General features: G+C 67.9%; 13 protein-coding genes and 1 pseudogene. 9 read left to right on the top strand and 5 right to left on the bottom strand.

What is annotated here, in order from left to right; translation table 11 throughout:
• From JX613_RS19100 to JX613_RS19085, 4 genes and pseudogenes are all read left to right on the top strand, one after another.
• Window positions 1-331 (top strand): annotated as a pseudogene (locus tag JX613_RS19100) (hypothetical protein); the annotation flags it as partial.
• On the top strand, window positions 328-1,197 hold the full coding sequence (locus tag JX613_RS19095; protein WP_207103061.1) for a glycosyltransferase family 2 protein: 870 nt from the start codon (window positions 328-330) through the stop codon (window positions 1,195-1,197). The pseudogene JX613_RS19100 and the gene JX613_RS19095, both read left to right, overlap by 4 nt.
• A gap of 49 nt (window positions 1,198-1,246) precedes the next feature.
• Window positions 1,247-2,368 carry a S1C family serine protease gene (locus JX613_RS19090; RefSeq protein ID WP_207103060.1) on the top strand — a complete coding sequence of 374 codons (1,122 nt, stop codon included), beginning with the start codon at window positions 1,247-1,249 and terminating at the stop codon, window positions 2,366-2,368.
• A gap of 113 nt (window positions 2,369-2,481) precedes the next feature.
• Entirely contained in the window at window positions 2,482-3,990 is a 1,509-nt protein-coding gene (locus JX613_RS19085) for an acetyl-CoA hydrolase/transferase family protein (RefSeq protein ID WP_207103059.1), read from the top strand.
• Window positions 3,991-4,015: 25 nt separating this feature from the next.
• Here JX613_RS19085 and JX613_RS19080 read toward each other — a convergent pair whose 3' ends face one another.
• Window positions 4,016-4,324 carry an ETC complex I subunit gene (locus JX613_RS19080; RefSeq protein WP_207103058.1) on the bottom strand — a complete coding sequence of 103 codons (309 nt, stop codon included), beginning with the start codon at window positions 4,322-4,324 and terminating at the stop codon, window positions 4,016-4,018.
• 126 nt (window positions 4,325-4,450) lie between these two features.
• Here JX613_RS19080 and JX613_RS19075 point away from each other — a divergent pair, with 126 nt between their 5' ends.
• On the top strand, window positions 4,451-4,984 hold the full coding sequence (locus JX613_RS19075) for a superoxide dismutase family protein (protein WP_207103057.1): 534 nt from the start codon (window positions 4,451-4,453) through the stop codon (window positions 4,982-4,984).
• A gap of 1 nt (window position 4,985) precedes the next feature.
• Here the strand turns inward: JX613_RS19075 and JX613_RS19070 are convergent, their stop codons facing one another.
• Window positions 4,986-5,273 carry a hypothetical protein gene (locus tag JX613_RS19070; protein ID WP_207103056.1) on the bottom strand — a complete coding sequence of 96 codons (288 nt, stop codon included), beginning with the start codon at window positions 5,271-5,273 and terminating at the stop codon, window positions 4,986-4,988.
• 79 nt (window positions 5,274-5,352) lie between these two features.
• Between JX613_RS19070 and JX613_RS19065 the strand changes: the two genes are divergently transcribed.
• Window positions 5,353-5,625 (top strand): I78 family peptidase inhibitor, encoded by a 273-nt coding sequence (locus tag JX613_RS19065; protein ID WP_207103055.1) that lies wholly within the window; start codon window positions 5,353-5,355, stop codon window positions 5,623-5,625.
• A gap of 4 nt (window positions 5,626-5,629) precedes the next feature.
• Here JX613_RS19065 and JX613_RS19060 read toward each other — a convergent pair whose 3' ends face one another.
• The 3 genes from JX613_RS19060 to rpsB form a co-directional block, all read right to left on the bottom strand.
• The gene (locus JX613_RS19060; protein ID WP_207103054.1) at window positions 5,630-6,214 is read right to left on the bottom strand and encodes a (d)CMP kinase; all 585 of its coding nucleotides are present in this window, start codon (window positions 6,212-6,214) and stop codon (window positions 5,630-5,632) included.
• Between the two features lie 109 nt (window positions 6,215-6,323).
• The gene (gene tsf, locus JX613_RS19055) at window positions 6,324-7,235 is read right to left on the bottom strand and encodes a translation elongation factor Ts (protein ID WP_207103053.1); all 912 of its coding nucleotides are present in this window, start codon (window positions 7,233-7,235) and stop codon (window positions 6,324-6,326) included.
• A gap of 86 nt (window positions 7,236-7,321) precedes the next feature.
• Entirely contained in the window at window positions 7,322-8,104 is a 783-nt protein-coding gene (rpsB, locus tag JX613_RS19050; RefSeq protein WP_207103052.1) for a 30S ribosomal protein S2, read from the bottom strand.
• Between the two features lie 239 nt (window positions 8,105-8,343).
• Here rpsB and trhA point away from each other — a divergent pair, with 239 nt between their 5' ends.
• From trhA to JX613_RS19035, 3 genes are all read left to right on the top strand, one after another.
• A complete protein-coding gene (trhA, locus tag JX613_RS19045) occupies window positions 8,344-8,994 on the top strand; it encodes a PAQR family membrane homeostasis protein TrhA (protein ID WP_207103051.1) in 651 nt (216 codons plus the stop codon).
• Window positions 8,995-9,093: 99 nt separating this feature from the next.
• On the top strand, window positions 9,094-9,738 hold the full coding sequence (gene eda / locus JX613_RS19040; protein ID WP_207103050.1) for a bifunctional 4-hydroxy-2-oxoglutarate aldolase/2-dehydro-3-deoxy-phosphogluconate aldolase: 645 nt from the start codon (window positions 9,094-9,096) through the stop codon (window positions 9,736-9,738).
• Between the two features lie 2 nt (window positions 9,739-9,740).
• On the top strand, window positions 9,741-10,943 hold the full coding sequence (locus tag JX613_RS19035) for an MFS transporter (RefSeq protein ID WP_419538850.1): 1,203 nt from the start codon (window positions 9,741-9,743) through the stop codon (window positions 10,941-10,943).
• The last annotated feature ends 135 nt before the right edge of the window (window positions 10,944-11,078 follow it).

Genomic DNA, 11,078 nt, shown 5'->3' with positions numbered 1-11,078 from the left:
AGCCGCGCTGAGTGCCGCCGACCGCGCCGCCGAGGCCGCCGCGACGGCTGCCGCCGCCCCTGCCGCCGAACTGGCCAAGGAAGCGGCGACCGCCGCCACGGATGCCGCCGCTGCGACCGACCAGGCCGCCAGCGCCGCCCTTGCCGCGACGCAAATCCAGTCCCTGCTGACGCCCGAAGGCTTCGATGCCGCGCAGGTCGCCCGGATCATCGACAATGCCGCGATCAGCGACACGCAAAAGACCACGCTGCGGCGCCTGGTCGAGACGGCGGGAACCGATCCCGACCTGCTGCGCCAGGCGCTGGACCAGGTGAAGGCCGTGATGCCGTGACCGACCGTCCGTCCCTGCCCGACTTCCTGAAATCCGGCCCCTCTGTCCTGAAGCGCGGCCCGATCGCCATCATCCTGGTCGAGGACGATGCCGCCGTGGCCGAGACCCTGCGCCACCATGTGCAGATCGGTTTCCGCCATATCCTGGCTCTGTCGCCAGATCCCGTCCCCCTGCCCGACGATCTGGCCCCGCGCGTCACCGGCCTGCGCTGGAACACGCGGCGGCCCCATGCGCATCAAGAGGCGGTGAACGCGATCCTGCCCGCCGTGCCCGCCGGAACCTGGCTTTATTACTGCTATAACGCCGAGTTCCTGTTCTTCCCCTTTTCCGAAACCCGCAGCGTGGGCGAGCTTCTGGCCTTCCATGTCGAGGAACGGCGCGAGGCGATGCTGACCTATGTGGTCGATCTCTATTCGCCCGACCTGGCCCGCGACCCGGATGCCGTGAACCTGGCCGAGGCCATGTTCGACCGCGCGGGCTATTTCGCCCTGGGCCGGAAGGGCCCCGACGGCCACCCGCTGGAGCGGCAGCTGGATTTCCACGGCGGGTTGCGCTGGCGGTTCGAGGAGCATGTTCCCACCGCCAGCCGCAGGATCGACCGCATCGCCCTGTTCCGTGCCGCCCCGAACCTGCGCCTTGAAGCGAACCATTGCTTCAACATTCCCGAATACAACACCTATGCCTGCCCCTGGCACCACAACCTGACCGCCGCCATCGCCTCGTTCCGGGCGGCCAAGGCGCTGGCCAGGAACCCGGGATCGCGCGACGCCATCGGCAGCTTCCGCTGGCGCAATTCCGAACCGTTCCAATGGAAGGCGCAGCAGCTGATGGATCTGGGGCTGATGGAACCCGGCCAGTGGTTCTGACCTGGTGACAGGATACGACACGACACCATCCGCATAAGGGATGCGACCCATGGCAAAGGACGGTTTTCTGCCCCGGCTGGCGCTTGTGACGCTTGCGGCGATGCTGGTGGTCCTGGTCTGGCGCGGGGTTCCCCTGCTGGAGGCCGTCCTTGGCAGCCCGCCCGGGGAACCGCGCGCCATCCTGCCGCGCGGCGATCTGGCCTCAAGCGAGCAGACCACCATCGCCTTGTTCGAGGGCGCGCGGGACAGCGTCGTCTCGATCACCACGGAAAGCCGCGTCGTCGATTTCTGGACCCGCAACGCCTATGACGTGCCGCGCGGCAGCGGGTCGGGCTTCATCTGGGACGCCCGGGGCCATGTCGTGACCAACAACCACGTCATCGAAGGCGCGACACGCGCCCTGGTGCGGCTTGCGGATGGCCGCGCCTATCCGGCCCGGCTGGTCGGAACCGCGCCCGAACACGACCTGGCCGTGCTGCGCATCGACGCGGGCGCCGAACAGCCCTTGCCCCTGGCCGTCGGCATCAGCAAGGATCTGCAGGTGGGCCAAAGCGTCTTTGCCATCGGCAACCCCTTCGGTCTGGACTGGACGCTGACCACGGGCATCGTCTCGGCCCTGGACCGGCAGCTTCCGGGCCAGCGCGGCGCGGTGATCCGGGGGCTGATCCAGACCGATGCCGCCATCAACCCGGGCAACTCGGGCGGGCCGCTTCTGGACAGCGCGGGGCGGCTGATCGGGGTGAACACGGCGATCTACAGCCCCTCGGGGTCCAGCGCGGGGATCGGCTTCGCGGTGCCGGTGGACACCGTGAACCGGGTCGTGCCGCAACTGATCGCCACGGGGCGCTATGCCCCGCCCACCCTGGGCGTCGCGCATGATCCGCGCGGCGACGCCATGCTGGCGCGCGCGGGCATAAGCGGGGCGATGGTGCTGGATGTCACGCCGGGCGGCCCCGCCGATGCGGCGGGCCTGAGGGCCGCGCGGATCACGCCCGACGGGCGGCTGAGCCTGGGCGATGTGATCGTGTCGCTGGACGGCGCGCCGATCGGGGGTTCGGACGACCTGCGGGCCGCCCTGGACCAGCGGCAGGCGGGGGATGCGGTCACGCTGGGGATCCGTCGCGGCGACCGCAGGATCGAGGTGACAGTGACCCTGGCCGCCGGGATGTGACCCGGGCCAGCCGCCCCCGCGCCCCATACGCGGACAACGGTCTGGCCCTGCTTCACAATCCCCGCCCCCGGGCGTAAGCACGGGATCGCAGAACTTTCCGCAGGACGGACGCCATGACCCGCATCGCCCCCCATCACCTCCGCTCGAAGATCATGACCGCAGACGAGGCGGCGGCGCTGATCGCCTCGGGCGACACGGTGGGGATGAGCGGCTTCACCGGCTCGGGCTATCCCAAGGCGGTGCCGGTGGCGCTGGCCGCGCGGATCGAGGCGGAACATGGGGCGGGCCGCCCCTTCCGCGTCCGCGTCTGGACCGGGGCCTCGACCGGGCCGGAACTGGACGGCGCGCTGGCCAAGGCTGACGGGATCGAGTTCCGCCTGCCCTACAACTCCGACCCCATCGCCCGCGACAAGATCAACCGGGGCGAGATGGACTATTTCGACATGCACCTGAGCCAGGTCGCCCCCATGGCCTGGCAGGGCTTCCTGGGCCCGCTGGATGTCGCGGTGATCGAGGTGACGGGCATCCGCGCGGACGGCACGCTGATCCCGTCATCCTCGGTCGGCAACAACAAGACCTGGCTGGACCGCGCCGAAAAGGTCGTCCTGGAAGTGAACCGCTGGCAGAACCCGGCGCTGGAAGGGATGCACGACATCTATTACGGCACCCGCCTGCCGCCGCACCGGATGCCGATCCCGCTGACCCGCCCCGACAACCGGATCGGGGATCCCTGGCTGCGCTGCGACCCGGCCAAGATCGTGGCGATCGTCGAAACCGAGGCCCCCGACCGCAACCTGCCCTTCACCCCGCCCGACGCCACGGCACGGGCCATCGCCGGCCACCTGCTGGAGTTCTTCCGCCACGAGGTCGCCAAGGGCCGCCTGCCCCCGTCGCTGCTGCCGATCCAGTCCGGGGTGGGCAACATCGCCAATGCCGTGCTGACGGGCCTGGTGGACAGCCCCTTCGACACCATGACCGCCTTCACCGAGGTGATCCAGGACGGGATGCTGGACCTGCTGGACGCGGGCAAGCTGCGCATGGCCTCGGCCACGGCCTTCTCGCTCTCGCCCGAGGCGGCGGCGCGCGTCAATGCCGACATGGACCGTTACCGCGACCGCATGATCCTGCGCCCGCAGGAAATCAGCAACCATCCCGAACTGATCCGGCGGCTTGGCTGCCTGGCCATGAACGGCCTGATCGAGGCCGACATCTATGGCAACGTGAACTCGACCCATATCATGGGCTCGCGCATCCAGAACGGCATCGGCGGGTCCGGGGATTTCGCGCGCAACGCCTATGTGTCGATCTTCATGACGCCGTCCACGGCCAAGGGCGGGCGGATCTCGGCCATCGTGCCGCAGGCGTCCCATGTGGACCACATCGCCCAGGACGTGCAGGTGATCGTGACCGAGCAGGGCCTGGCCGACCTGCGCGGGTTGTCGCCAAAGCAGCGCGCGGCGGCCATCATCCAGAACTGCGCCCATCCCGACTATCGCCCGCACCTGGCCGACTATTTCCGGCGCGCCTGCCAGGGATCGTACGGGATGCAGTCGCCGTCCTTGTTGACCGAGGCGCTGAGCTGGCACCAGCGGTTCATCGACACGGGGTCGATGCTGCCCTGAGGGCGCGGCCCCGCAGCCGCGTTCTTCAATGCGTCCAGGGGCCGCGGCGGTCGGTCGCGAAATTCTCGCCATAGCCGCGCGGGCGGACATTCGGCGCGCGCTTGTGCGGCGGCTGGACGACGTAGTCGAAGCCATGCTCGCGCGCGTAATCCTCGGCCTGCTTCTGGGTGTCGAAACGCAGGCGAACCTGGCTTTGCGTGTCGTCGCTGCTGATCCAGCCCATCAGGGGGTCGATCTCTCGCCCCACGGGCGGAAATTCCAGAACCCAGCCTTTTGTCCGCGCGTTGCCGGACTGCATGGCATTGCGGGCGGGTTGATAGATGCGAACGCGCATTGACGGCTACCTTTCGGGCGGATCTCCGGGGGGACTTATCGCCAATCGCGCGGCGCGGTTCAAGGGCCGGAACACCTGCCGGGACACCGCGTTGAAACCGGAACCGCAACCTTCAGGAGGCTTTCCATGCCATTGCGAACCGCTGCCGCCCTTATGCTGCTGGCCCTGTCCGCTGCAGCCCAGGACACCGCCGCGCCCGCCGCCCCGTCCGAGGGCGAGGCGCCGATGATCGCGGAAATCAAGACGGCCGAGGGCGAAAGCCGGGGCACCGCCACGGCGGTCGCGACGCCTTCGGGCCTGATGCTGGTGACGCTGGAACTGGAAGGGCTGCCCCCCGGCATCCACGGCGCGCATGTCCACCAGACCGGCGAATGCACGCCGCCCGACTTTGAATCGGCGGGCGGGCACCTGGCGGGCGACAAGGAACACGGGGTGATGGCCGCGAACGGTCCGCATCCGGGCGACCTGCCCAACATCCATGTCCCCGAAAGCGGCAGCCTGATGGTCGAATACTTCGTCGCCGGGCTGACCAAGGAGATGATCGCGGACGAGGACGGGTCGGCCATCATCATCCACGAACAGCCCGACGACTATGTGGGCCAGCCCTCGGGCCATGCCGGGCCCCGCCTCGGCTGCGGCAGCTTTGCCCAGGCCAGCTAGGTCATTTCGCTGCGGCGTCCGCGAAGGGCGCCGTCAGCTCTGCCGTTCCCGCCGCCTTGTCATAGATGCAGATCATCCGGTCGGGGCCGACCGTGACCAGCGCCGCGCCATAGCTGTCCGATCCGAAGGGATTGACCTCGACCGTGACGCTTGCGGATGCCGGGGCTTCGACCAGCGCGCGGCAGGATCGGTCGACATCGGCGCGGAACGCCTCCCACGCCTCCTCGCTCGACGCCTGGGCCGTCACGGGCAGGGCTGCGACAAGAACGGCTGCAAGTCCTTGTTTCATTGTTTTTCTCCACCAGCGGAAAAGCAGGGAACGCCCGGGCCGGGCAATCGTTCTGCCTCAAACACAGAGAGGTGATCGAATGCCATCGGCCCGCGCAATCCCTTCCATCCTGGCTGCCGCAATCCTGTCGGCCTGCTCGACCGGTTATGGCCTGACCGTCGCCGCGACAAGCTGCGACATAAGCCAGCACCAGCGGCTGGTCGGCATGAACATCGGCGAGGTTTACCTGCCCCCGCAACTGGACCGCCGGGAAATCAGCCCCGGCCAGGTCGTGACGCAAGACTATCAGCCCCGGCGGCTGAACATCTTCATGGACGCCAAGGGCTGGATCGCCCGGGTGACCTGCGGCTGAGGGGTCACACCCGCGCCCGGTCCACCTGGGCAATGGCGCGGGCAATCGCCTCGGCGATGGTCAGGTCGCTGGTGTCCAGCACCACCGCATCATCGGCAGGCCGCAGGGGCGCCGTCGCGCGTTCGCTGTCGCGGCGGTCGCGTTCCCGCAACTCGGCCAGCATTTGGGCGGGGTCGGCGCCAAGCTCGGCCGCGCGGCGGGCGGCGCGCACCTGGTCCGAGGCCGTGACATACAGCTTGACCGCCGCATCGGGGCATATCACGGTGCCGATGTCGCGTCCGTCCAGCACCGCGCCGGGTTCCTGCAAGGCAAAGCGGCGCTGGAAATCCACAAGGGCGGCGCGCACGGCGGGGATGGTCGCCACGCGGCTGGCGGCCTGCCCGGCCTGGGCGCTGCGCAAATCGGACCGGGCCAGGTCATCGGCGTCCAGCGTCCGCGCGGCCAGCACCGGATCGCCGCCCTTGGCCCCGGTCGCCCGATACAGCAGCCCGGTGTCCAGGTGGTGAAAGCCGAAATGCGCCGCAAGCGCGCGGGCGATGGTGCCCTTGCCCGAGGCGGCGGGTCCGTCGATGGCGATGATGAATGGCATGGTTCCGCAAGGCAGTTTCGCGCCCGTGCATGGCACGGCATCGCCCGGTCGTCAAAACGAAAAACGCCGGCCCCTGCGGGACCGGCGTTCCGTTGTCAGAAGAACGGGATCAGGCGCCGCCGAGGGTCTTGGCGACCTCGGCCGCGAAATCCTCTTCCTTCTTCTCGATGCCTTCGCCGACGGCGACGCGGGCATAGCCGGTGATCTCGACCCCGGCCTCTTTCGCGGCCTGCTCGACCGTCAGGTCGGGGTTGATCACGAAAGCCTGGCCCAGCAGCGTGTTTTCGGCCACGAACTTCTTCATCCGGCCCGGGATGATGTTGTTCTGGATCACGGCTTCGGGCTTCGGCTTGGCCGAGGCGGCGTTTTCTTCCATGGCCTTGGCGGTCTGGACTTCCAGTTCGCGCGCCAGCAGCGCCTGGTCCATGGTCGCCTCGGACAGCGAGACCGGGTTGGTCGCGGCGATGTGCATGGCGAACTGCTTGCCGATGGCCTGCGCCTTGTCCTTGTCGCCCTTCAGCGCGACCAGCACGCCGATCCTGCCCAGACCCTCGGTCGCGGCGTTGTGGACATACGAGACCACCGTGTCGCCTTCCAGCAAGTGCATCCGGCGCAGGGTCATGTTCTCGCCGATGCGGGCGATGGCGTCGGTCAGCACCTCGGACACGGGCTTGCCGTTCAGGTGCGTGGCCTTCAGAACCTCGACATCGTCCGCCGTGGTCAGGGCGATGTCGGTGATGTCGCGCACCAGCTGCTGGAAGTCGGCATTCTTCGCCACGAAGTCGGTTTCCGAGTTGATCTCGACGGCGACGCCGCGGCCATCGGTGACCTGCACGCCCACCAGACCTTCGGCGGCGACGCGGTCGGCCTTCTTGGCGGCCTTGGCCAGGCCCTTGGTGCGCAGCCAGTCGATGGCGGCTTCCATGTCGCCGTCGGTTTCGGTCAGCGCCTTCTTGGCGTCCATCATCCCTGCGCCGGTCGTTTCGCGCAGCTCTTTCACCATCGCGGCGGTGATAGCCATGATCCGTCTCCTTTGATCAACGCGTCAGGCGGGGCATATCCCCGCCTGACGACAGTTCCGTGAATGTATCGGGACGCGGGCGCCGATCAGGCGTCGGCGGTCGCCTGTTCGGCGGCAGGCTCGTCCAGCAGCTCCTCGGGCGCTTCGGACAGCGCGCCGACATCCACGCCGGCCGCGCCCATCTGGGCCGACATGCCGTCAAGGGCTGCACGGCTGGCCAGGTCGCAATACAGCGCAATGGCCCGGGCGGCGTCGTCGTTGCCGGGGATGATGTAGTCCACGCCTTCGGGCGAGCAGTTGGTATCGACCACGGCCACGACCGGGATGCCCAGCTTCTTGGCTTCCAGGATCGCCAGGTCTTCCTTGTTCACGTCGATGACGAACAGCAGGTCCGGCAGGCCGCCCATGTCGCGGATCCCGCCCAGCGAGGCTTGCAGCTTCGACTGCTCACGCTCAAGCTGCAGACGCTCTTTCTTGGTCATGCCTTCCGCGCCACCGGCCATGGTCTCGTCGATGGCCTTCAGGCGGTTGATCGACTGGGACACGGTTTTCCAGTTGGTCAGCGTGCCGCCCAGCCAGCGGTGGTTCATGTAGAACTGGGCCGAGCGTTCGGCGGCGTCCGCGATGGGCTTCTGCGCCTGGCGCTTGGTGCCGACGAACAGGATGCGGCCGCCCTTGGCGACGGTGTCGCGCACGACCTGCAGGGCCGCGTCCAGCATCGGAACGGTCTGCGTCAGGTCCAGGATGTGGATGCCGTTGCGGTCGCCATAGATGAATTCCGCCATGCGCGGATTCCAGCGCTGCGTCTGGTGGCCATAGTGAACGCCAGCTTCCAAGAGCTGACGGAGGTTGAATTCGGGAAGCGCCATTCCATGTCCTTTCCGGTTTGCGCCTTGGCAGGGGATTCAGGGCGGATGCCCCAACCGGTGGACCTTTTGCGGATTTCTCCCGCAAGGGCCCGCCCCTGCCTGTGAAGTGTGGGGCAAATAGCCCCCTTGCGGCCGATTTGCAAGACCCGTCGGGCCGCACGGTCGATAAAACCTGACGAATCTGCCAGTTGCCGGAACCTGGCCGGTCGGGCAGGGTTGGCTTGATGCGGAGTGTCGTCATGTCAGAAAGTCAGTTCCGATTTGGCAGGCAATACGATTTCTACGAAGTGCTTGCGGACGGGATCGTCCACGGGATCGGCGTTGTCCTGGCCCTGATAGGGGTGACCGCATTGATCTTTCATACCGCGATGTCCGCCGACGGGGCCGAGGTCTGGGCGGCGGCGATCTATGGCGCGGGGCTGATCCTGTGCCTGACGGCGTCCTTCATCTACAACATGCTGCCGCCTTCGGTTCTGAAATGGTATCTGCGCCGCGTGGATCATTCGGCGATCTTCATCCTGATCGCCGCGACCTATACGCCCTTCCTGCACAAGGCGTCCTCTGACCCGACCGCAATGGCCCTGCTGGTCAGCATCTGGACCCTGGCGCTGCTTGGCGTGACGCTGAAATGCCTGCTGCCGGGCCGGTACGACCGGCTGGCCATCCTGCTTTACGTCCTGATGGGGTGGAGCGGGCTGATCGCCTTCCGCCCGATTTCCGACAACCTGCCCCCTGTCTCGGTGCTGCTGATCGTGATTGGCGGCGTTATCTATACCGCGGGCGTGATCTTTCACATCTGGGAAAGGCTGCGGTTCCAGAACGCGATCTGGCACGGCTTTGTCGTGACGGCTGCGGCAATTCATTACGTCGCGGTTCTGGTGTCGGTCTGATAGCGATAACGAAATTCGTGCCACCCGGCGCCAAACCGCTTGCATCACCCCCCGCCAGCGGGCAGTTTGCCCGCAGTTTCCGGCAGACGAGGTGACGCGATGAACCCTGAACTCCAGTCACAAAGGACGCGGGCGCTGTGCAGGCTGGCCCCGGTGATTCCGGTTATCGTCATCAGGAATGCCGAACGGGCGGCGGGGCTGGCGCAGGCGCTGGTCACGGGCGGGCTGCCGGTGCTGGAAATCACGCTGCGATCCGACGCCGCGCTGGATGCGATCCGGGCGATGTCGGGCGTCTCGGGCGGGCATGTCGGCGCGGGCACGGTGCTGACGCCGGACGACGCCAAGCGCGCCAAGGACGCGGGGGCAAGCTTCGCCGTCTCGCCCGGACTGACCGACCGGCTGATCGCCGCCTGCGAGGAGCTGGAACTGCCCCTGCTGCCCGGCGCCGCCACCGCGTCCGAGGTGATGCGCGCGGCTGACGCGGGCTATGACATGCTGAAGTTCTTCCCGGCCGAGGCTATCGGCGGCGCCCCTGCCCTGAAATCGCTGGCGGGGCCGCTGCCCCGGATCAGCTTCTGCCCGACCGGCGGCATCTCGACGGCCAATGCAGGCGATTATCTGTCGCTGCCGAACGTGGTCTGCGTGGGCGGCAGCTGGATCGCCACCGACGCCGATGTCAGCGCCGAGAACTGGGGGGCGATCCAGGAACGGGCGCACGCCGCATCCCGGCTGAGCCGGGGCTGACCTTGGTCCCCGACGACAGGCGCGCCCGCCGCAACGTGATCGTGCTGGTCGCGGCGCAGGCGATCCTGGGCGCGCAGATGTCGGTGATCTTCATCGTGGGCGGCCTTGCCGGGCAGATCCTGGCCCCGAACCCCTGCATCGCCACCCTGCCCTTGTCGATGATCGTCCTGGGATCGGCGCTGACCGCGCGTCCCCTGGCGCGCTTCATGCAGGATCGCGGCAGGCAGGCGGGCTTTCTTCTGGCGGTTCTTGCGGGCGGCATGGGCGCAGGCCTTGCGGCCTGGGGGCTGTCGGCGGGGTCGTTCTGGCTGTTCATGGCGGGATCGCTGCTGACCGGCATCTACATGTCGGCGCAAGGTTTCTATCGCTTCGCCGCCACCGACCTCGCGTCCGAGGATTACGCCCCCCGCGCGATCAGCTGGGTGATGGCGGGCGGGCTGGCCGCCGCGATCATCGGGCCTGCCGTGGTCCGGGCGACGGACGGGCTGACGGCGGTGCCATTCCTTGCGACCTACCTGGCGGTGATCGGGCTCAATGCGCTTGGGCCGTTCCTGTTCGCCTTTCTCGACAGCCCCAGGCCTGCGCCCGCCGAAGCCGACGCGGACGCGGGCCGCCCGGTGTCCGAACTGCTGCGCCAGCCGCAGATCGCGGTCGCGATGATCTGCGGGATGGTGGCCTATGCGCTGATGAACCTGGTGATGACCTCGACCCCGCTGGCGGTGGTGGGCTGCGGCTTTGCGCCAACGGATGCGGCCAATATCGTCAGCGCGCATGTGCTGGCCATGTTCGCGCCCAGCTTCTTCACCGGCCACCTGATCGCCCGTTTCGGCGCCGAACGGATCGTCGCGGTGGGCTTGCTGCTGCTGGCCCTTGCCGGGGCCACGGCCCTGTCCGGGGTCGCGCTGTCGCATTTCTTCGCAACCCTGATCCTGCTGGGGATGGGCTGGAACTTCGGCTATATCGGCGCCACCACCATGCTGTCGCGCGCCCACGCCCCCGAGGAGCGGGGCCGCGTTCAGGGCCTGAACGACGCCGTGGTCTTTGGCGGCGTGTTCCTGGCCTCGCTGTCCTCGGGCGGCCTGATGAATTGCAGCGGCGGATCGGTCGTGGCGGGCTGGAATGCGGTCAACCTGGCGATGCTGCCCTTCCTGGTGCTGGCGGGCGGGGCGCTGATCTGGCTGATGTTGCGCCCGGAGGATGCGTAGGCGGGGGCGCTTCGCCCCCCGCACCCCCGGGATATTTAAACCAAGATGAACGTATGGCCCGCCCCGTCTGCAAGGGTGTATTTTGAAGTAAGCTCGTCAGTCTGCATCAACGTATCCGGTCTCGAGGTTCTGCCT

It is taken from the genome of Paracoccus shandongensis, from assembly GCF_017315735.1.
Lineage (GTDB): Bacteria > Pseudomonadota > Alphaproteobacteria > Rhodobacterales > Rhodobacteraceae > Paracoccus > Paracoccus shandongensis.
The sequence above is the reverse complement of the archived record's forward strand: the minus strand, read 5'-3'. Positions and strand labels throughout refer to the sequence as shown.